Annotated in this window: 19 protein-coding genes; 9 read left to right on the forward strand and 10 right to left on the reverse strand. The window is 57.3% G+C overall.

The features are described from left to right. Position 1 precedes the first annotated feature (1 nt). From AC5EFR_RS03290 to AC5EFR_RS03300, 3 genes are all read right to left on the reverse strand, one after another. Positions 2-916 (reverse strand): carbohydrate ABC transporter permease, encoded by a 915-nt coding sequence (locus AC5EFR_RS03290; protein WP_493574536.1) that lies wholly within the window; start codon positions 914-916, stop codon positions 2-4. Positions 917-986: 70 nt separating this feature from the next. Beyond that, positions 987-2,240, reverse strand: a complete 1,254-nt coding sequence (locus AC5EFR_RS03295; RefSeq protein WP_493574537.1) for an ABC transporter substrate-binding protein — start codon at positions 2,238-2,240, stop codon at positions 987-989. A 14-nt stretch (positions 2,241-2,254) separates the two neighbouring features. Next, positions 2,255-3,160, reverse strand: coding sequence for an N-acetylmuramic acid 6-phosphate etherase (locus AC5EFR_RS03300; RefSeq protein ID WP_493574538.1), 906 nt, complete (start codon positions 3,158-3,160; stop codon positions 2,255-2,257). Between the two features lie 161 nt (positions 3,161-3,321). On the opposite strand from AC5EFR_RS03300, the gene AC5EFR_RS03305 reads away from it, so the two are divergent. The 7 genes from AC5EFR_RS03305 to AC5EFR_RS03335 are packed head-to-tail and all read left to right on the forward strand — an operon-like array spanning position 3,322 to position 8,452. Further along, on the forward strand, positions 3,322-4,194 hold the full coding sequence (locus AC5EFR_RS03305) for a glucosamine kinase nucleotide-binding domain-containing protein (RefSeq protein ID WP_493574539.1): 873 nt from the start codon (positions 3,322-3,324) through the stop codon (positions 4,192-4,194). Next, positions 4,191-4,964 carry a GntR family transcriptional regulator gene (locus tag AC5EFR_RS03310; protein ID WP_493574540.1) on the forward strand — a complete coding sequence of 258 codons (774 nt, stop codon included), beginning with the start codon at positions 4,191-4,193 and terminating at the stop codon, positions 4,962-4,964. The genes AC5EFR_RS03305 and AC5EFR_RS03310 overlap by 4 nt, the downstream gene beginning before the upstream one ends. 2 nt (positions 4,965-4,966) lie before the next feature. After that, complete coding sequence (locus AC5EFR_RS03315) at positions 4,967-5,992, forward strand: SIS domain-containing protein (RefSeq protein ID WP_493574541.1); 1,026 nt, start codon at positions 4,967-4,969, stop codon at positions 5,990-5,992. Continuing rightward, positions 5,989-7,113: an N-acetylglucosamine-6-phosphate deacetylase gene (gene nagA / locus AC5EFR_RS03320; RefSeq protein WP_493574542.1), complete on the forward strand. Its 1,125-nt coding sequence runs from the start codon at positions 5,989-5,991 to the stop codon at positions 7,111-7,113. The genes AC5EFR_RS03315 and nagA overlap by 4 nt, the downstream gene beginning before the upstream one ends. A 42-nt stretch (positions 7,114-7,155) precedes the next feature. Continuing rightward, entirely contained in the window at positions 7,156-7,485 is a 330-nt protein-coding gene (locus AC5EFR_RS03325; RefSeq protein WP_493574543.1) for a hypothetical protein, read from the forward strand. A gap of 46 nt (positions 7,486-7,531) precedes the next feature. Next, positions 7,532-7,813, forward strand: a complete 282-nt coding sequence (locus tag AC5EFR_RS03330; RefSeq protein WP_493574544.1) for a hypothetical protein — start codon at positions 7,532-7,534, stop codon at positions 7,811-7,813. Positions 7,814-7,825: 12 nt separating this feature from the next. Beyond that, entirely contained in the window at positions 7,826-8,452 is a 627-nt protein-coding gene (locus AC5EFR_RS03335) for a DUF1523 family protein (protein WP_493574545.1), read from the forward strand. Positions 8,453-8,457: 5 nt separating this feature from the next. On the opposite strand, the gene AC5EFR_RS03340 is transcribed toward AC5EFR_RS03335, so the two are convergent. The 7 genes from AC5EFR_RS03340 to xsc all read right to left on the reverse strand — a co-directional run bounded on the left by AC5EFR_RS03340 (position 8,458) and on the right by xsc (position 17,574). Further along, positions 8,458-8,793, reverse strand: coding sequence for a VOC family protein (locus AC5EFR_RS03340; RefSeq protein ID WP_493574546.1), 336 nt, complete (start codon positions 8,791-8,793; stop codon positions 8,458-8,460). A gap of 74 nt (positions 8,794-8,867) precedes the next feature. Beyond that, positions 8,868-9,740, reverse strand: coding sequence for a dimethyl sulfoxide reductase anchor subunit family protein (locus AC5EFR_RS03345; RefSeq protein ID WP_299926947.1), 873 nt, complete (start codon positions 9,738-9,740; stop codon positions 8,868-8,870). After that, positions 9,740-10,489 carry a 4Fe-4S dicluster domain-containing protein gene (locus AC5EFR_RS03350; protein WP_493574547.1) on the reverse strand — a complete coding sequence of 250 codons (750 nt, stop codon included), beginning with the start codon at positions 10,487-10,489 and terminating at the stop codon, positions 9,740-9,742. The genes AC5EFR_RS03345 and AC5EFR_RS03350 overlap by 1 nt, the downstream gene beginning before the upstream one ends. Positions 10,490-10,583: 94 nt before the next feature. Continuing rightward, on the reverse strand, positions 10,584-13,415 hold the full coding sequence (locus AC5EFR_RS03355) for a molybdopterin oxidoreductase family protein (RefSeq protein WP_493574548.1): 2,832 nt from the start codon (positions 13,413-13,415) through the stop codon (positions 10,584-10,586). Between the two features lie 28 nt (positions 13,416-13,443). After that, positions 13,444-14,481, reverse strand: coding sequence for a YeiH family protein (locus AC5EFR_RS03360; protein ID WP_493574549.1), 1,038 nt, complete (start codon positions 14,479-14,481; stop codon positions 13,444-13,446). A gap of 207 nt (positions 14,482-14,688) precedes the next feature. Beyond that, positions 14,689-15,711, reverse strand: a complete 1,023-nt coding sequence (gene pta, locus AC5EFR_RS03365; RefSeq protein WP_493574550.1) for a phosphate acetyltransferase — start codon at positions 15,709-15,711, stop codon at positions 14,689-14,691. A 93-nt stretch (positions 15,712-15,804) separates the two neighbouring features. Continuing rightward, complete coding sequence (gene xsc, locus AC5EFR_RS03370; protein WP_493574551.1) at positions 15,805-17,574, reverse strand: sulfoacetaldehyde acetyltransferase; 1,770 nt, start codon at positions 17,572-17,574, stop codon at positions 15,805-15,807. 716 nt (positions 17,575-18,290) lie between these two features. Here xsc and AC5EFR_RS03375 point away from each other — a divergent pair. Further along, positions 18,291-19,685, forward strand: coding sequence for a hypothetical protein (locus tag AC5EFR_RS03375; protein WP_493574552.1), 1,395 nt, complete (start codon positions 18,291-18,293; stop codon positions 19,683-19,685). 11 nt (positions 19,686-19,696) lie between these two features. After that, complete coding sequence (locus AC5EFR_RS03380) at positions 19,697-20,989, forward strand: glycosyltransferase (protein WP_493574553.1); 1,293 nt, start codon at positions 19,697-19,699, stop codon at positions 20,987-20,989.

Below are 20,989 nucleotides of genomic sequence, written 5' to 3' on the forward strand. Positions count from 1 at the left end.
CTTACAGCTGATACCGGCGCATCCGGGTTTGGATGCCGAAGAGATAGATACAGACACCCACCAGAATGATCGCGAACATGGCGCTGGCGATGGCAGAACCCATATGCGGATCACCAAGCTGAAGCTGGAAGCCAAAGAAGGTGCGATACATAAAGGTGCCGAGGATGTCGGTTGAGAAATCCGGCCCAGCAAGCGCGCCTTGCACGGAATAAATTAGGTCGAAAGCGTTGAAATTGCCCACAAATGTCAGGATTGAGATGATCCCGATAGAGGGCAGGATCAGCGGCAGTTTGATCTTCCAAAAGGCCGAGGCCCCGGTGACGCCGTCAATTTCACCCGCTTCCAAAACCTCTTCTGGAATGGTCAGAAGGGCCGCATAGATCAGCATCATCGGGATGCCGACATATTGCCAGACCGAGATCAGCGCGAGGGTGGTCAGCGCGTATTCCTCTTTGCCGAGCCACGGGGCGAACAGGAATTTCAGGCCAACCGCGTCAAGCATCGACGGCGCAATGCCCCAGATCGGCGAGAGGATCAGTTTCCACGCAAAGCCGACAATTACAAAGCTGAGGATGGTTGGAATGAAGATGGCCGAGCGATAGAGCGCGGCAAAGCGCAGGCGCGGATGGCTTAGGACGGCGGCCAATGCGACCCCGATGGGGTTTTGCACCAGCATATGGACGACAAAGAACCAGAAGTTATTGCCCAAGGCGTTCCAAAATTGGTCCGACCAGATCGGATCAAGGAACAGGCGTTGGAAGTTTTCCAAGCCGACAAAGACGCGTTCTTGGTCGATCTTGGAATAGAGCGCCAAGCGTAACGTGTTGAAAAGCGGGAAAATCATCACAGCGGTGTAGACCAGCACGGCAGGAGCCAGAAACACGACAATGTGCCAGCGAAAGCGAGGGCGATCCATGGGGAACCTCCGGTTAGAGTGGTCCGGGCAGGGAAACCCCGCCCGGATCGTCAGCAGTTAAGGGGAGGATTTACTGCTGTGGTGCGTACCAAGATGCGAGGCCGTCTTGCAATTTGGCGCCAAGGTCCGCCGGAGCCGAGGTGCCTTTGATCGCGGCGACGGACGCGCCCCAGGTGTCATTTTCCAGGTTCGGCGTGCCACGCGACAGGATTTGATAGGTGGAGCGGATGGTGCTTTCGCATTCACCGCGCCAGCTTACAAATTCCTTGGCGAGCGGATCTTCGAGGTCAACAGGTGTGTTGGACAGCGGGAAGAAACCCGGAAGGGCGTTACCAAAAATCGACGCGAATTCAGGCGATGCCACCCAAGTCAGGAAGGCTTTGGCCGCCTCTGGGTTGGCCGTCGCAGCGTTCATACCGATGCCGATATCTGTGTGATCCGAAATGTAGCAGGTGTCGCCAGCCGCCATGACCGGGGCCTTGAACGCACCCATTTCGAAATCGGCCTGCGTGTTGAAACCAGAGATTTCCCAGCTGCCCGCCGGATAGATCGCGGCACGGCCAAGGGTAAAGAGGTTTTGGCTATCGGGATAGGTTTGCGCCTCGTAACCGTCGCCCAGATAAGGGGCCCATTTCGCCAATGTTTCATAGGGTTTGGTCCATGCGTCATCGGTCAGCTTCTGCTCACCTTTGATCAGCGCAAGACGCCCTTCTTCACCTTTCCAGTAGTTTGGACCGATGTTGTTGTAACCCATTGTGGCGGCTTCCCACTGGTCATTGGTGCCCATGGCCATCGGGATATAGTTGCCGTCTTTTTGGAAGGCATCCAAAGCGGCAAAGAACTCGGCTTCGGTGGTAGGAACCTCGACACCGACCTCGCTAAAGGCCTCTTTGTTATAGATAAATCCGTGGATAACCGAGGCCATTGGCACACAGAAGCTTGCCGAGCCATCATCGGTTTGCCAAGCAGATTTCGCCACATCCGAGAAATTGCCCATGGCTTCCATGTCGGCGAGGTTGGCGAGATGACCAGCATCATAAAGCGCCAGAGATGCGTCAAATGGGCGACAGGTGATCAAATCACCGGCGGACCCAGCGTCGAGTTTGGAATTCAAAACCGCGTTGTATTCGGTTGGGGCCGACGGGGTGAAATTGACCTTGATGCCGGGGTTGGCGGCCTCAAAGGCCGGGATGATCTTGTCCTGCCACAGGGTCAGGTCATCGTTGCGCCAGCTTTCGATGTTAAGCGTGACATCCTCGGCCATCACGCTTGTCGCGGTTAGGGCCGTGCTGGCCAATGCCAATAGTAGAGCCTTGCGTTTCATGGTTTTCCTCCCAGTTATTTTGGTATCGTGTCGTGTGAGTGTAGCCGCGCGATAGCGGGACCAAGGTGACCCTGCGATCGTATCAATGCGGCGCGGGCCAGTTCGGGTGATTGCGCACCCAAAGCGAGAAGGCAGGCGATTTTGACATCACCGCCGGAGCGGGTCAAAGCCGATGCTGCGGTGGCCTCATCAACCTGAGTGACTTGGCGCACGATGCCGCGCGCTCGGGCCAAAAGCTTGATATTGTCGGCCTTTAGATTGACCATCAGCCCCTGATAAACATGGCCCAGCTCAACCCCCATGAGGGTAGACAGCGTGTTGAGCGCTATTTTCTGGGCTGTCCCTGCGCCCATGCGGGTCGATCCCGAAAGGACTTCGGACGGGGAGTCGAGGGCGATGGCATGGTCCGAGGTTTCGAACAACAATGCCTGTGAATTATTGGCGATACCAATGACGGTCGCACCGCCCGCACGGGCCAATTCAGCGGCGCGCAATGTGTAGGGCGTGCTGCCGCTGGCGGTAACGGCGATCAGGCAATCACGATCCGAGATGTTGGCGAGAAGGACAGGCAGCTTGTCGACCTCATCCTCGACATCACCGGGCATATGCGCCGTGGTCGGGACACCGCCCGCCATGAGGATTTCGATCTGCGCCACTGGAATACCAAACGTGCCACCAAGCTCCATCGCATCGGCGGCAACCATCAGGCCCGACGACCCCGCCGCGACATAGTAAAGCGTGCCACCGTTGCGAAGTGTTATCGCCATGGCGCTGGCACCGGCACGGATCACGTCGCGACAGGCCGAAACGCAACCCGCCGCATCCACCTGATTGGACACAAGCGCGTCGGCCGCCGCATCAAGCGTGGCGACATCAAGTGTAGATGCAAGTGCGTGCAGCTGTTCCGTCTTGAGCGTCAAAGCGCGATTCCCCCTCAGTTGACCATAAGCATACCCTTTGAATACCAATTGTCTACCATTTTTTCGCATATTGGTTTTTCCACCCCATTTCCCCCTATTTTCGGCAACTTGGTATTCTTTCGGCCTTTCATTTCCCATAAAGGTATTATATAGGTAGCATCATGACCAGACCACCCGAGATACTTGCCATTGATGGTGGCGGCACCCGATGCCGCGTCGCCTGTGAGGTAAACGGCCAAAGATTCCAGTTTGAATCCGGCAGCTGCAACGTGACCTCTGACCTTGATGGGTCCGTCACGCAAATCATGCGCGGATTGAACGGCTTGGCCGCTGAGATAGGCACCGAGGAAGCCGATCTTTTGAACATTCCGTGCTACCTCGGGCTGGCCGGCGTCACCGGCGCTGAGAAAGCTCAAGAGGTTGCCGACCGCCTTCCGTTTCAACATGTGCGAATCGAAGAAGACCGGGCACCCGCCGCGCGTGGTGCCCTTGGTCGCCAAGATGGAGCCTTGATCCATTGCGGCACCGGGTCGTTTCAAGCCGTTCAAGTTGATGGGCATGCCCGGTTCGCCGGTGGCTGGGGTGCGCGTTTGGGGGATGAGGCCTCGGCGCAATGGGTTGGGCGGCTGGCGTTGTCGGTGACGCTCGAAGTTCAGGATGGATTGCATCCGGCCAGTGATCTGACCCGTGGTTTGATGGATCATTTCGGCAATGCCACCGAGATCGTCGCCTTTGCCGCCGCCGCAGATGCCGCCGCATTTGGCCGCCTAGCACCCCAGGTTACCAAAGTCGCCGCCGAAGCCGACCCTTTGGCACAAAATATCATGCAACGCGGGGCGGATCGGCTGGCCTTTGCGCTCACACATCTGGGATGGACATCGGACATGCCTGTGATGCTCACCGGCGGGATCGCCCCTAGCTTTGCCCCCTATTTTGACGCCCCGCTGCAAGCGGCGCTGACCCCGGCGAATGGCACGCCAATCGACGGTGCCATTTCACTGGCCCATGACTTCAGAAAGGAGATCACGGGATGACAGTTGCGGAGTTTCTCGCCCCCGACGCTTGGCTTTCGACCACCGCTGGCCCGCGCTATGTTCAACTGCGCCGCCGCTTGGAACAGGGCATCGACGAAGGTGTTTTGCCTGCCAATAGCTCGCTCCCTCCGGAACGCGAATTGGCGGATATGACCGATCTGTCGCGGGTCACCGTGCGCAAAGCCATCCATGAGCTGGTCAGCAAAGGGTTGATCGTGCAACGGCAGGGGTCCGGTTCCTTTGTGCGTGAAGCCGAGGCCAAGGTTGAACAATCCCTGTCACATCTGACGTCATTCACCGAAGATATGAGCCGGCGCGGCATGGAAACAACGTCAAGCTGGTTGGAACGCGGGATTTTCATGCCCTCGCCCGACGAAGTCATCGCGCTGGCCTTATCGACCGGCGACTCGGTGGCGCGGATCACCCGTTTGCGCGAAGCAGGGGGGCGGCCGATGGCGATTGAACGCGCCGCCTTGCCTTTGGACATTCTACCCAATCCGCTTGAAGTCACCACATCGCTTTATGAGCTGCTCGAAGCCAGCGGACACCGCCCCGTGCGCGCGGTTCAAAAGATTTCGGCGATCAACCTGTCGGCCAAAGATGCCGAGCTACTTGGCGTGGCCGAAGGCAATGCCGGGCTGAGTATCAAGCGCACCTCTTTTCTCGAAAACGGGCGCGTGGCCGAATACACCCAGTCGCTTTATCGCGGCGATGCGTATGATTTTGTTGCCGAATTGCGGCTCTCCAACTCTTCCAACGGGCGAGGTTAACCATGTCCACCACACAAACCCAAATGCGTCGTGAGATCGAAGATATCCCGGCGGCGGTTGATCGTCTTTTGTCTTCGGGCGCAGGCGCCATTGAAACCGCGATCCGTAAAATCGGCGATGACGTGCCGTTTTTGATGTCGGTGGCGCGGGGCTCATCGGACCACGCCTGTGCCTTTTTGAAATATGCCTGCGAATTGGAACTGGGCCTTCCGATGGCGTCGGTCGGACCTTCGGTGGCGTCGATTTATGGGGCCAAGCTTCGGGTGCCAAACGCGGTCTGCATTTCGGTATCACAATCGGGCAAAAGCCCCGACATTGTCGAACTTACGCGGGCAATCACCGAAGGCGGGGCCACGAGCGTCGCGATCACCAATGATGCCACGTCGCCCCTTGCCAACACCGCAACCGCGACCTTGCCAATATGCGCCGGGCCCGAGCTTAGCGTCGCCGCGACCAAGACATTTGTGACCTCGCTCGTGGCCGGGCTATGGTTGCTTGCCGAGTTTAAAGGGGACCAAGAGTTGGTCAAAGCCATTCGCGCCCTGCCCGAGCATTTGGAAAAAGCCATTGCCTGTGACTGGACCGTTGCGGCCAATGCGATCACCGGTCAATCGGTTCTGACGCTTGGGCGCGGGCCGTCCTTTGCGATCTCGAATGAGGCGGCGTTGAAGTTCAAGGAAACCTGTCAAATTCACGCCGAAAGCTATTCTTCGGCTGAGGTTATGCATGGCCCGGTGTCGATCGTGGAACGCGGGTTCCCGGTGATCGGGTTTGCCGCAAGTGATGCCGCCGAAGAGTCGTTGATTGAGGTCGCTGATGCGTTGACCGAAAAAGGCGCTCTGGCCTTTGTCACCAGCAAAAAAGCCAAGAAAGCCATCTGTTTGCCGCATCAACGTACCGATCATTGGCTCACCGATCCGATTTCAACCATTGTGTCGTTTTACACGATGGTCGAAAAGGTCTCGACCGCGCGCAATATCAACCCGGATGCACCGCGCCACCTAAATAAAGTGACCGAAACGGTATGACCCAGACGCGCCAGATTTTCCGCGGCGGCCCGATTTTTGACGGCGACCAGATGCTAATGGATCACCGGTTGATTGTTGCCGGTGACACAATTGTTGCGCTGGAACCGGACCGGGGGGATGGCGTGGCTGGTGATGTGGTTGAGTTGGGCGGTGATGTTTTGTCGCCCGGCTTTGTTGATCTTCAGGTCAATGGCGGCGATGGGATCATGTTCAATGACGCGCCTGAGGTCGAAACCCTTCGGCGCATGGGTCGGGCACATGTTGGTTTGGGCGCGACGTCAATTTTGCCAACGCTGATCACCGACACCGCCGACCAGACGCGCGCCGCCATTGACGCGGCCAAAGCAGCGATCGCCGAAGGCGTGCCGGGCATCGCCGGATTGCACCTTGAGGGGCCGCATTTGTCGGTCACCCGCAAGGGTGCGCATTCCGCCGGGTTGATCCGAGAGATGGAGCCGGGGGATTTGGACGCCTTGCTTGCCGCGGCCCGTGACTTGCCCGCATTGATGATCACCGTTGCGCCGGAAAATGTTAGCTTGGACCAGGTCGCAGCGCTTGCCGGGGCGGGGGCGGTTGTCTCATTGGGCCATAGCAACGCAGATTTCGCCACCTGTTCAGAGTATGTTCAGGCCGGGGCGCGCTGTGTCACGCATTTGTTCAATGCGATGAGCCAGATGGGCAATCGCGAACCCGGATTGGTTGGCGCGGCGCTCGCCCATGGCGATTTGTCCGCCGGGCTGATTGCTGATGCCATTCATGTGCATCCGGCAACGATCCGCGCGGCATGGGATGCCAAACAAGGGCCGGGTGAGATTTTCCTTGTAAGTGATTCAATGGCTTGTGCGGGTAGCAGCGCGCAGAGTTTTGAAATTGACGGGCGCAAGGTGTTGCGCCGCGACGGGCGTTTGACGCTGGAAGATGGCACCTTGGCGGGGGCCGATCTGGATTTGGTCACTGCGATACGTGTGATGGTACAAGAGGTGGGCGTTCCGCTAGACGATGCGCTGCGCGCAGCAACATCCGTTCCGGCGAAATTGGCCGGATTGGACGCCGGACATTTGACGCCCGGAACCAACGCGGACCTCATCCGCATGACACCGGATTTCACGTTGCGCGCCTAACACCCGCTTGACCGCCCCGCGCATCGGCCCCATCTTTCGATCATGTTTCTGGAACTTGCCCTTCCCAGCTTGGCCTTGATGGTTTTGGCCGTGGCGATCCCGCGTGTGATCGAGCCGTTTTTACCCGAGACCCTGCCCGGTATGGCCGTTTTGGTTGTGATCTCGGCGGTGTTCTTGTGGCTTGCGTCGGCCATCGGATTTGCCCTTCTTTACCGATTGGAAAATCCGCAGGTTGCCCAACTGCTGTTTTCCAACTCCGATGGCACACGGCATTTTCTTACCTTGGGGGCCAAAGCCGGGGTGATTTGGGGGCCGATCCTTGCCCTTGTTGCGTCCACAACGCCACGCCGCTGGAAAACCAACACTTGGTAACCCGCCACATGGTTGAATTTGGCCAAACCTGCTATCACCTGACTAGGTGAAGGGGAAAGCCATGGTCGCGCTTGGGCGTTTGTTGATAATCGGGCTGGTGGTGCTGTCGGTGGTTTACGTGATCACCCTGCTCCGGCTGCGCGCGCAAAAACGCGCCGAGCTCGAAGACGAATGGCACGATGTCGGGCAACCCGGTGATTTGGACACATATGTCGACGCAGGCCTTGAAAAACATCAAAAACTGCGGCGCTGGTCGCTGTTTGCGCTGGTCTATGGGCTGCCAATCTGCATTGTGGCGATCATCATCTATCTGACGAATTTCCACTAAGAGGGGCTGGGTATGGCATATATAAAATGGGCGTTTATCATCGTGTTTTGGGTCTTTGTCGCGGCCTTTTTACACTACACCCTACCCCAACATGACATCGTGCGGATCACCGACACCTATGAAAAGCGTGTTGATCCCGGTGAAAACAGCCTGTTTTGGGCGCAGGCCGATGTGGGCAGCGACGGGACGCTACCGACACGCGACGTGTTCTTTATCCAGACGGTCGATGTTGATGGCGACATCATGGTCTATCGCAACGAAGACACAGGTTGGGGCTGGCCACCGTACTTCAAGTTCGACACCTCCAACCTCTATGCCGAGGCAAGCGACATGAAGTCGACCGCCGACGCACCGCGTTGGGTTGCCGTTCGTCACTATGGGTGGCGCAACGAGTTTATCTCGATCTTCCCAAATGCTTTGTCCGTGCGCGACGTCGAAAGCCCCGACACGCGCATCATTCCTTGGATGAACATTGCGGTCCTTGTGACCTTGTTCGCTCTTTTCTGGGCCGTTCGGGTGCGTTGGAAACGCTTCCAAGCCAAGCGGATTGCCCCGGTTGTCCAGAGCGTTGAAGATAAAATCGACGACGGTGGCGATTGGTTGAAAGAGACCTTGGGTACCGACAAGAAGAAGACATAAAGCCCCTAAATGTCCTCTTGGCAAACCTCCCGGTCGATCTGCATCAGTTCGACCGGGGCACCGTTGACCTCAATAAAGGCGACGGTTAGGCCCGGAATTGGATCATTGGGTTCTATGATGACCTTTTGGCCCAATAGCGCGGTGGCAAGGTCTTGGACCTCAAACGCCACATGGGCAACGGTTTTGACCAGATCGGGATAGGGCGCGCCATCATCGTAGCGCTGCCATTGAATGCCGAACGGATTGTTCTTGTGATCGCTGACCGTCATCGCCAGATCAGGCAGAGGAATTTCGCCCTCAAACCGATCTGTCGTCGGAATACCAACATGGTTGAACTTCATCACACCGCCCCCAAGGTTTTATGCACCCTAACGGCAGCACGGCACGGTGCAACACGCCGGCCCTCGCGTCTCCGTTAACGTTTGCCGTAATAGAGGCCAACAACGTGTTCGGCCTGCGCAAAGAACAACCAACGCGCCACAACAACCCCGGCCAGATGCGACAAGACCGCAATGATAGCCAAGAGGTGATGCGGGTTTGTCAGCAAGATAAGCAACGGCAAAACCGCCATCAGGCCCAAAGCAATCAGGCGTAGTTTATCGCCATGCTTGCGCCCGACCACATAGACAAATTCGTTGAGCAGATAGTTGGTGCCGGTGTGAGGCGGTTCAAAGGCGCGGACCTTGCCACGATCACCAAGGCCGGTGGCGGTCCCCATGGTCGAACCAGCCTCGTCAAAACGTTGATCCCCCTGCCAGAACCAATAGGCCTGAACGCAACCGGCAACCGCGATCAGGAAAATCGCAGTTGAGATTTTGCCCGCCAAGAGCGCGCCGCCGCCAAGCGACAGCGCAAAGAACAAGATCGGCGTTGACCAATGGTGCCAGCGCGGCACGGTTTTAAGCTGGGTATAGATCATCGACGTGGTGCCGACCGTCGCCAAACAAGCCAACGCCCCGAGCCAGCCCAAGATGGCGATATGCGTGTCGAAGATGATCAGGAAGAAACCATAAAGCCCCATCAAAACAAGGGCGGATACGGCGGCCCATGCCTCGCGGCTAAGCCAGCTTGAGCGCCACTGGCTAAATGCCTTGAGCGCGCGTTCCGGGCGACCAAGGTGAAAGGTTGAGGCCATGAGCCCGCCGATGGTCAGGGCGAAGGCAATCAGGAAAAAGGTAAAACCAACCCAGCCACGGCTCGGGTCGGGGTCAATACCCAGCCAGAACAACAAACCAAGGCCTAGGCCGGACAGGGTGGTAAAGACGATAACGGAGGGAGCTGGATGCATCAGAGTTTCTCCAGTGCTTTGTCGAGCCACCCAAGGAAGCCCTGTGGTTCCTGTGCGACGGGTTCAAGCCATGGGGCAAGCACGTCGACCTCGCCCTCCCAACTGTCTTTGGGACGTGGGGGCAGGTATTTGTTGACCGGCTTGGTGCCCTGTTCGGGCATCAAATCCATGCCGCCGCGTTCGGCGCTAAGTTTCGAGACGTTGCTGTCTGGATCGGCGAAATCACCAAAGTGGCGCGCCCCGGCCGGACAGGTCCGAACGCAGGCCGGTTCGCGATCTTCCTCGGGGAGGTTTTCATTGTAGATGCGGTCAACGCAGAGGGTGCATTTTTTCATCACCCCTTCGGCGGCGTCGAGTTCGCGGGCCCCATAAGGGCAGGACCACGCGCAAAGGCCACAGCCGATACAATCGCTTTCGTTGACCAAAACGATGCCGTCTTCGACGCGCTTGTAGCTTGCCCCGGTCGGGCAAACGGTCACGCAGGGGGCATCGTCGCAATGCAGGCAGGATTTGGGGAAATGCACCAATTGCGCAGCGCCCTGATCGGGCTGGACCTCGTAACTATGGACGCGGTTGAGAAAGGTGCCAACCGGGTCGCCCCCATAGGGGTCTTGATCCGAAAGCGGTGCCCCGTAGTTTTCAGTGTTCCAACCTTTGCAGGAGATCACACAAGCATGGCAACCGACGCAGGTATCAAGGTCAATAACAAGGCCAAGCTTGCGCGTTGTGGTTTCGGGAAGTGAGGTCATTGGTCGGCCTCCGGTGTTGGCTGTGTTGCGATGTGGCGCACGGGGGCCAGCCCCCGAACCCCCGGAGTTTTCTTGGCAATTTGAGTCGATAGGATCATTTGCCCACCTTCCAGCGCAGTTCTTTTGGACCTTGGCCGACGGGGGATTTTTGCGGCGGCACGCTGGGTTGGCTTTCCTCAATCGGGGCCGTGGTTTTCTCGATCCGGACCTTGAGGTCAAACCACGCGGCTTGGCCGGTGATCGGGTCGGAATTAGCCCAACGTTGCCCATCACCGCGCGGCGGCAAAAGTTCGTTGATCAGGTGGTTAAGCAAAAACCCTTTGGTGGCTTCGGGGGCGTCATTGTCGAGCGCCCAAGCGCCTTTGCGTTTGCCAATGGCGTTCCATGTCCAGACGGTGTTTTCGTTGAGCGCTGCCATTTCCATGACCGGCACCGTGATTTCCCCATGGGCCGAGCTTACCCGCGCCCAATCGCCATCGGACAAATCATGTTCGCGCATCAGTTTTGTTGGCAAATAGAGCGGATTGCGGCCATGGAGCTGGCGCAGCCATGCGTTTTGCGTGCCCCAACTGTGATACATCGCCATCGGACGTTGGGTCAGAGCGTGGACCGGGTAGCGGTCGGGATCAACCATGGTGCCTTCGAAGGGTTCGTACCATTCGGGCAGCGGTTGCATGACCTTTTTGAGGCGCTCGCGCAAGTGATCGGGCGGCTGGTGGTCGCCGTGGCCTTCGGCGGCGCGTTGGAATTTGCGCACCGGTTCGGAATAGAGCTGAAATATATAGGGCGTCGGCGCGTCATAGAGGCCAAGATCAACCGCCCAGTCCTGATAGGCAGCGTTCCACGGTTTGAAATAGCTGGCTTCGGCCGGGATGTGATGAACGTGAAAGCCACCGTTTTCGATGTAGCTATCCAGTTGCGCGTCATTCGGGGCGCCGCGCCCGGTGTTGAATCCGTCTTCGCCGATGCGCCAACCGGTGAGCGGGCCGATGCCCGGCTTACGTTCGTGATTGGTGATGTAATCGGCATAGTCGGTGTATTTGGCGCTGCCGTCTTCATTGATAAAGGCCGGGAGACCAAGTTTGACCCCCAGCTGGATCAGCGCCGTTTGGAAGCCGCGCACATCGCGGTCAGGTTCGACCACCGGCCAGCGGATCGCATCGGCGGCACCATCAGGTTCGGAGATCGGGCGATCGAGCATCGAGATACAATCATGCCGTTCCAGATAGGTGGTATCGGGCAGGATTAGATCGGCATAGGCCACCATTTCCGAACTATAGGCGTCGGAATAGATGATGTTTGGAATGACGTAATTGCCGTTTTCATCCTTGTCCGTGAGCATCTTCATGACGCCGGACGTATTCATCGACGAATTCCACGACATGTTCGCCATATAAAGGAACAGCGTGTCGATCTTATACGGATCACCGGCGTGGGCATTGGCGATCACCATATGCATCAACCCGTGCGAGGACATCGGGTTTTCCCAGGTAAAGGCTTTGTCGATGCGGGCGGCGCTACCGTCCTTGTTGAGCATCAAGTCCTCGGGGCCGCGCACAAATCCGAGATGAGGACCGTCAAGCGGTTGGCCGGGAACCACACCGCAATGGGGTTTGGGGTGGGCCTCGACCGGTTTGGGATAGGGCGGTTTGAAGCGGAACCCACCGGGGGTTTCGACCGCACCAAGCAAGATTTGCAGAACGTGCAGGGCACGGCAGGTTTGGAACCCGTTCGAATGCGCCGAAATTCCGCGCATGGAATGGAAGGATACCGGACGACCAATCATTTGAGCGTGGGTTTCACCCCGGAAATCTGTCCATTCGCGATCAAGAACCACAGGCTCTTCGAAGGCGACACGGGCAAGTTCAGCGGCCAGTGCGCGAATGCGGGTCGCGGGGATGCCACAGCGTTCGGCCACTGCTTCGGGCGCATATTGCGGATCAAGGTACTTTTCCGCCATCTGATGCATAACGGCATGGTGCGTGACACCGGCGCGGCGGATATGGCCGGTTAGGTCGGGCATGATACCGGGTTTGTCAAAGGCAACCAGCTCTTTGGTTTTGCGATCAATGACCTGTGGTTTGCCATCGTCATCGCGCAAGAACAGGCCAAAGTTGTCCGATTTTGGATCGCAATCCAAAAGGACCGGCGCATTGGTGTAGCGCGCCAGATAGTCGAGGTCGATCCGCCCCGCCTTGAGCAGCTCATGCACCATCGAAAGGATGAACAACCCATCGGTGCCCGGCGTGATCCCAACCCATTCGTCGGCCACCGCGTTATAACCCGAGCGGATCGGGTTAACGCCAATCACCTTGGCACCGCGACCTTTGATTTTGCCGATGCCCGCCTTGATCGGGTTGCTGTCGTGGTCTTCGGCGACGCCGAAAATCATGAAAAGCTTGGTATGCTCCCAATCCGGCTGACCAAATTCCCAGAATGCACCACCCATCGTGTAGATGCCCGCAGCCGCCATGTTGACCGAACAAAAGCCGCCATGCGCCGCGTAATTTGGCGTACCGAAACTTTGTGCCCAGAGGCTTGTGAAGCTTTGAGATTGATCGCGACCGGTGAAAAACGCGAGTTTTTCGGGCGCCTTTTCACGCAAAGGTTCGAGATGAGAGGCCGCGATGTCAAAGGCCTCGTCCCAGCTGATCTCTTCGAACTCACCCGAGCCACGCGGCCCGACCCGTTTCATCGGCGCGCGCAGCCGCGATGGCGCGTTGTGTTGCATGATGCCAGCGGACCCTTTGGCACAGAGCACGCCCTTGTTCACGGGATGGTCGCGGTTGCCTTCGATATAGGCGACCTTTCCATCCTTCATGTGCACGTTGATCCCGCAGCGACAGGCGCACATATAGCAAGTGGTTTTGCGGACCTCGTCCGAAACCTTGGGGCTGGTGTCTAGTTCAGGTTGCTGGAATGTCATCTGGCGCCCTTGTTCTGCTGCGGTTTGATCAGGTGATGAGACGGATCCCCAAAAGGATGAAAGCCCCGATAAAGAGTGTTTCGACCACAATCAGGGCAATGGCTGCGGCTCCGACGCCAAGCACCTGTTTGAGGTTGGTTTTCATGCCCACGGCGGCGATGGCGATCAGCAAAAGCCAACGTGATGCTTGGCTTAGAAATTCTGCCAATGCAGCCGGGATAAGATGCGCCGAATTCAGGCCAGCGAGGATGAGGAAGGCCAGCACAAAGACCGGTAAAAGCGGCGGGCGGGTTTCACCCGGTGTCGCCGACGCCATCGAGCGGATCGCGATGGAGGCAACAAGGACAACCGGGGCCAACATGGCAACGCGGATCAGTTTAACCAAGGTCGCGGTATCGCCAGTTTCGACAGAGATCGAAAACCCGGCACCGACAACTTGGGCCACGTCATGAATTGTGCCGCCAATGAACACCCCGGCTTCGGTCGTGTTCAATGCCAGCATTTCGGCCAAGATTGGGTATAGGATCATCGCCAAGGTGGACAAAACAGTAACGCCGACAACCGTGAAAATAAGCCGTTCTTCGGAACGCTCATCGCGGGGCAGAATAGCGCCGATGGCCATGGCGGCACTTGCCCCACAGATGGCAACGGACCCCGCCGTCAGCAACGAAAACCGCCATTTGTGACCAAAGAACCGCCCAACCGCGAGGCCAAAGGCGATGGTCGCCAAAACGCCACCGATCACCAGCGCGATCAGCGGACCACCAAGCCCGACAAGCAAGTCGATGCTGATACGCGCGCCTAAGAACGCCACCCCAACACGCAGAACGGTGCGGGCCGAAAAGGCGATACCGGGGGCGCATTTTTCGTCTTCGGCCAGAAAATGGACCGCAATCCCGAGCAGCAAAGCCATCAACATGGCGGGGGTGGCGTAATGTTCAGATAGGAATTTAGCCGCAACCGCGACGAGCAAAGACACCGCGACGCCCGGAAAAAGCTCCTGTGCCTTTTGGCTCAGGTTGGCAACGCTGTAGGCTGCAAAAGGAGATGTCCGCGTGTCCGCCATGTGGCCGGGCCTTTCAGGGTTGGATCGCAGCCGAGGCCGCCAATCCGAGAGTCGAGGTCTGGCGTTTTGCCAGTGTGGAATTTAGCGAAAAGCCCTCTGAGGCTAGGGCAAGGGGCGCAAAAACACACGATGGATCAATGTGCCTTATTGATGAGGCCGAAATCGTTTTGATCTGGGGCTTTGGTGCTGACAAAGGGGGGGGCAAGGTCATGCAATGCCCTTTGTTGTATTGGCCGCCCGAACCGGCGCCGTTTGCGCCCCAGTGATCGCAATCATTTGATAAACGTCATCAGCGCTACAGCCGCGGGATAGATCATTTGCCGGATGGGCCAAACCTTGGAGGATTGGACCAAGCGCAGTCGCCCCGCCAATCCGTTGCGCGATTTTATAGCCGATATTCCCGGCGCTCAGGCTAGGGAATACAAACACGTTGGCGCGCCCCGCCACTTCGGATTCAGGGGCCTTGGAGCTCGCCACCTCTGGGATCAGTGCGGCGTCGAACTGCATTTCGCCATCAATTTTCAAATCCGGGGCTTGAGCACGGATCATCGCCACGGCGCTTTCGATACGTTCGAGCGATTCATGCGCCGCTTTGGTGACGCTACCCATGGTCGAAAACGACAGCATCGCGACGCGTGGCTCTTCGCCGGTTAGCGCCACAAGCGATTTGGCCGAAGACATGGCGATATTGGCCAGCTCGGTGTCGCTAGGTTGGAGGATCAGACCACAATCGCCAAAGATCACCGCCCGTTCATGCGGCGCAGCAAGCAACATCAAGAAACAGCTGGAAACCGCATCGACACCGGGGGCTTTGCCAATGATTTGCAAGGCGGCGCGCACGGTGTCGGCGGTGGTGGCCACCGCGCCGCCAAGCGTGCCATCCGCATCCCCCAAGCGCACCATCATCGCCGCATAACCAAGCGAGCGTGACATATCTTGACGCGCCCGCTCTTTGGTCATGCCCTTGTGACGGCGCAGCTCAAGGTAGGCCGCGCTATAAGCGTCTAGCTTGTCCGACGTCGCCGGGTCGATGACCGTCAGGGTATCGTGGCCGTCAAACGCGGCGGCAGCAGTCGCAAAGGCGTCGGGGTTAGCCAATAGAATAACATCGGCAATACCATCTTGCTTGGCGCGAATGGCGGCCTCGATGATGCGCGGGTCATCACCTTCGGGCAAAACGATACGCGGGCATGCAGCACGCGAATTGTCGATGATCTGATCGAGAATCATGGCCGCTCCTCCCAAATTAGCCGTTTTGCCGAGACACGGCACAGTCATCACGATCACCCCAAAGGCAGCACCAAAGGGGTGATCGCAGTCAGTTTACTGAGGCACCATGTCGTCAGCAGAGATACCGGCAACTTCGACCGGCTTTTTCATCGCATCACGGCGGAAGGGTTCACCCAACTCTTGGTTGATCATGGCTTCGATCAGAGTGGTTTTGCCGTTCTTCTGATCTTCGATCGCTTTGTTGAGCGCGGCGGTCAACTCATCCATGGTGCGGGCAATGACACCCTGCAGGCCACAAGCCTTGGCGATGCCAGCGTAGGACACTTGTTCGTCCAGCTCGGTGCCAACAAAGTTGTCATCAAACCACAGGGTCGAGTTCCGCTTTTCGGCACCCCACTGGTAGTTGCGGAACACGATATGCGTGATCGGAGGCCATTCGCCACGACCAATCGCCGTCAATTCGTTCACCGCGATGCCAAAGGCACCGTCACCCGAAAACCCAACAACCGGCACGTCGGGTTGACCGATTTTCGCGCCAACAATGGCGGGCAGACCATAGCCACAAGGACCGAACAGACCCGGAGCCAAATATTTGCGCCCTTCTTCAAACGAAGGATAGGCGTTGCCGATGGCACAGTTGTTGCCGATATCAGACGAAATGATCGCCTCTTTGGGTAACGCCTGTTGGATCGCACGCCACGCCATCCGTGGCGACATCCACTCGGGCTTGTCTGCGCGGGCACGCTCGTTCCAGCTGGTACCGGGATCGTCGTCCTCGTGCGTCATCGAGGTCAGCTCTTGCGCCCAAGCCGATTTCTTTTGCGCGATGTTGTCACGGCGCGCCTGACGGCCTGCGTCACCAGCGGTGTCAGACAGTTGCCCGAGGATACCATCCGCCACTTTGGCAGCGTCACCAACGATTCCGACCGAAACCTTTTTGGTCAGGCCAATGCGGTCAGGGTTGATGTCGACCTGAATGATTTTCGCATCAGCGGGCCAGTATTCCATGCCATAACCCGGCAAGGTCGAGAACGGGTTCAAACGGGTGCCAAGGCACAAGACAACATCGGCGTCTTTGATCAACTGCATCCCGGCTTTGGAGCCGTTATAACCCAGCGGACCTGCGAAGAGTGGGTGGTTGCCGGGGAAGGCATCGTTGTGCTGGTAGCCAACGCAAACAGGGGCGTCGAGACGCTCGGCCAGTTTGATCGACGCATCAATCCCACCGTCAGACAGAACAACACCGGCACCGTTCAAGATAACTGGGTTCTTGGCTTCGGACAAAAGTGCGGCCGCAGCGGTTACAGAGGACGCACCACCCGATGAACGCTCGAACTCGATTGGCTCGGGAATTTCGATGTCGATGATCTGGGTCCACATGTCGCGCGGGATGTTAAGCTGCGCCGGGGCCGAGGCACGTTTGGCCTGGGCAATCACACGGGTCAGAACTTCGGCAACACGGGATGGGTCACGCACTTCTTCCTGATAGGCAACACAATCCGCAAACATGCGCATCTGTTCCATTTCCTGAAAGCCACCCTGACCGATGGTTTTGTTGGCGGCTTGAGGAGTCACGAGAAGCAGGGGCGTGTGGTTCCAATAAGCGGTTTTGACAGCGGTCACAAAGTTGGTGATGCCGGGGCCGTTTTGCGCAATCATCATCGACATCTTGCCGGTGACGCGCGTGTAGCCATCGGACATGAAACCACCGGATCCTTCGTGGGCGCAATCCCAGAAGTTAATGCCCGCTTTGGGGAAGATGTCCGAGATGGGCATCATTGCCGATCCGATAATACCAAAGGCGTGTTGGATGCCGTGGCGCTGCAGGACCTTCACAAAGGCTTCTTCGGTGGTCATTTTCATGTGTGCGTCTCCCAAGAAAGGACGCCGACCAATTGGGCCGGCGCGATTTGAAGCCATCGTAGTCTTGGTAGAGGTGGCTCAATAGGTCCAAAATCAAACTGGATATAATGCCAATTGCTTTTTTAAAATGAAACTATAAGTCTCATTTTTGAAGGTTATTAGGCAGATACGACGTTTTCGACAATCACTTTTGGCTTCTGAAATTCCACCAAAAACCGGCGTTTTCAGCCCCCAAAAACGTCAAATTCAGTGAAAAACGCCGGTAATTCGACAGAATTTCACTTGGCCTGACCCGCAATGCCGGGGCTCTGAACGTTTTTTGCCTCCTATGACATTCAAGGCAAACATTCCTTGCAGACATCCAGATAGTGCCAACAAGGGGCAACTTGCGCCGCCGAAGAATCAACCTCGGTTCGTCTCAAGCTCTGATTTTCGTTTGGTCTGCGGTCGCAAAAAACGGGTGTTCGCAAGCTCCTTGCAGCCATCAAAATGCCCCATTTCCATGTCCCTTTCCTGTCTGAGGCGCGCTTTTGGAGGGGCTTGGGCGCGTTTACCAAGTTTTTCAGGGGGGTGCGGACAAGCGAGAGTGATCCGGCAAACGGGTTTGGGTTTCACGATTTCGTACCATTGCTGTCGCGACTTGGCCTTGTGACACTGTTAGATTGACGCAAACGCGGGGCCCAATGGGGGTTCCCGACACGGGATGATTGGAAGAGATGCCCAACCCGATAGCCTTTCTGGCACTGGCCGTGTTTCCAGTGGTAGTGGTCGCCCTCTATGGGCGACTGCGGGCTGATCGCGCGCTCATTTGGGCCTTGATGCTTGGCTATCTGTTTTTACCAGAATACCCGGCGGTGTTTGACCTGCCGCTGATGCCGCCCCTCAACAAGCACAATATCCCGGCCTTGATGGCCTTTATGGTCGCCCTTTGGCGCTATGGCCATGATGGGCCGCTCCTTCCGCAAAGCATAGTTGGCAAGGTCCTTCTCCTGCTCTTTGTCTTGTCGCCAATACCGACCGTTCTCACCAACGAAGAACCGGTCTTTTTTGGTCAGGTCGGCGTCGAGGGTCACAACCTAAAACACGCCCTCGCCTTGCCCATCGAACAGTTTTTGCTAATTGTTCCGTTCCTGATGGCGCGGCAGCATTTGGCAAGCGGCGGGTCCCAAAAAGAAATCCTCTGGGCCACCATGGTTGGCGGGCTGGTCTATTCCATTTTGATGTTGATCGAAATTCGGCTGTCACCTCAGCTCAACCTGTGGATCTATGGCTACTACCAACACCTCTTTGGCCAATCCTTGCGCGCCGGTGGCTATCGCCCGGTTGTGTTTTTGTATCATGGGCTCTGGGTTGCCTTCTTTACCATGTCGGCGGTTGTCTCGGCCTATGCGCTTTGGCGCTACGAAAAGGGGCCGCGGTTTAAACTGCTTTTGGCTTCGCTTTACTTGACGGCCATCTTGGTGCTGGCCAAATCGCTTGGCTCGCTTTTGTTCATGCTTTTGCTTGTGCCGATGGTGGTTCTTCTTGGCACCAAGGCACAGTTGCGCATTGCGATTGTGATCGGCTCGATTGCACTGGCCTATCCGATCCTCAAAGGGGCCGATTTGATCCCGCAGGACAGATTATTGGCCCAAGCCGCCGCGATTGACCCGCAACGAGCCGGGAGTCTGGAGTTCCGCTTTGACAACGAAAACACGCTTTTGGAACGCGCTTACCAAAAACCGGTCTTTGGCTGGGGCAGTTTTGGCCGAAACCACATTTTGGACCCGGTAAACGGCAATATCCTAACGGTGACGGACGGGCGGTGGATCATCGTGATTGGCGTTTATGGGTGGGTCGGGTTTATCGCTGAATTCGGCCTGCTGCTGCTACCTTTGCTGCTTTTGGGTCGCGAGTTGGCCATGGCTGGCAATCGCGAGGTATCACCCTATGTCGGCCCACTTAGCCTTTTGCTGGCCATCAACGCGCTGGACATGATCCCAAACGCGACACTAACGCCGCTAACTTGGCTGCTTGTTGGGGCGTTGACCGGATACGCCGAAAAACTACGCGCCGAGAGGCTGAAACTCACCAAATATAACGCGACGCTAAAATGGCAGTCAGTGATGTGACGAGGACAATAATGACACGTAAACCCAAGGTTCTGCTGGTCGCGGATGAATGCAACCCGGAATGGCCCAGCCTTCCGATTGTCGGCTATAAATATGCGCTTGAGATTGCCAAACTGTGCGATGTCACCTTGGCCACCCATGTGCGCAACCGCGAAAACATCGAAAAAGCCGGACCGACAGGATTTGAGATCGCCTATATCGACAATGAATGGATCGCCTCGCCGATGTTCAAGGCCGCGCGGGTCATTCGTGGTGGCGAAGAGGTCGGTTGGTCGACTTCAATGATTTTCAACTACCTTCCGTATTTGGCGTTTGAACACGGAGTTTGGAAACGGTTCAAACCGCAACTCACATCTGGTGAGTTTGATATCGTTCACCGCATCACCCCTATGTCCCCCACGTTGCCAAGCTGGTTGGCCCACAAAGTCAAACAGCCCTTTGTAATCGGCCCCTTGAACGGCAATCTCGATTGGCCCGTCGCCTTTGCCGCCGAACAGGCGCGCGAAAAGGAAAAGCTGCGCAAGCTGCGCGACTTCTACAAATACCTACCTTATGCGCGCTCAACCTATGATGATGCGGCGGCGGTGCTAAGCGCCTTTTCCCATACGCGCACCGATCTGGCCCGCGTTGAAGACGCGCGGATCATCTCGTTTCCTGAAATCGGATTTGATCCGGAAATTTTCCATGCCAACGGCGCGAAACCCGCTGGTAGCCGCAGCACAGATGGGAAAATTCACTTTCTCTATGCCGGGCGACTGGTGCCGTACAAATTGCCGGAACTGCCGCTTCAAGCCTTTGCCAAATCCGAGATATTGCGTCAGCATCATCTTCACGTCGTGGGCGATGGCCCCGATCGTGAACGAATGCAGGCGGTGATTGACGAACATGGGCTAAGCGATTGCATCACCATGCATGGCCGCAAAACCCAAGGCGAAGTTGCCGATATGATGCGCGAGGTCGACGCCTTTGTCTTTCCGTCGATCCGCGAATTGGGGGCCGGTGTGGTGATCGAATCCATGGCCTGTGGCAACCACGTTCTGGTGTCCGACTACGGCGCCCCCGGCGATTTGGCCGGTCAAGGGCGCGGGGCCTGTGTTCCGATGGCCGATTTCGACGGGCTGGTCGACGGGTTCAAAGCCGAGATGGAGTATTGCGTGACGGACCCCGCAGCCATGGCAATCACCGCCGCGCGGGCGCAAGCCTATGCAGAAGAAGGGTATCCTTGGGCACAAAAGGGCCGCAAAACCAAAGAGGTATATGACGCGGTTCTGTCGGGCGCACCGCTTGCCGGTTTGGGCTATTGA

The organism is Pelagimonas sp., from assembly GCF_058892305.1.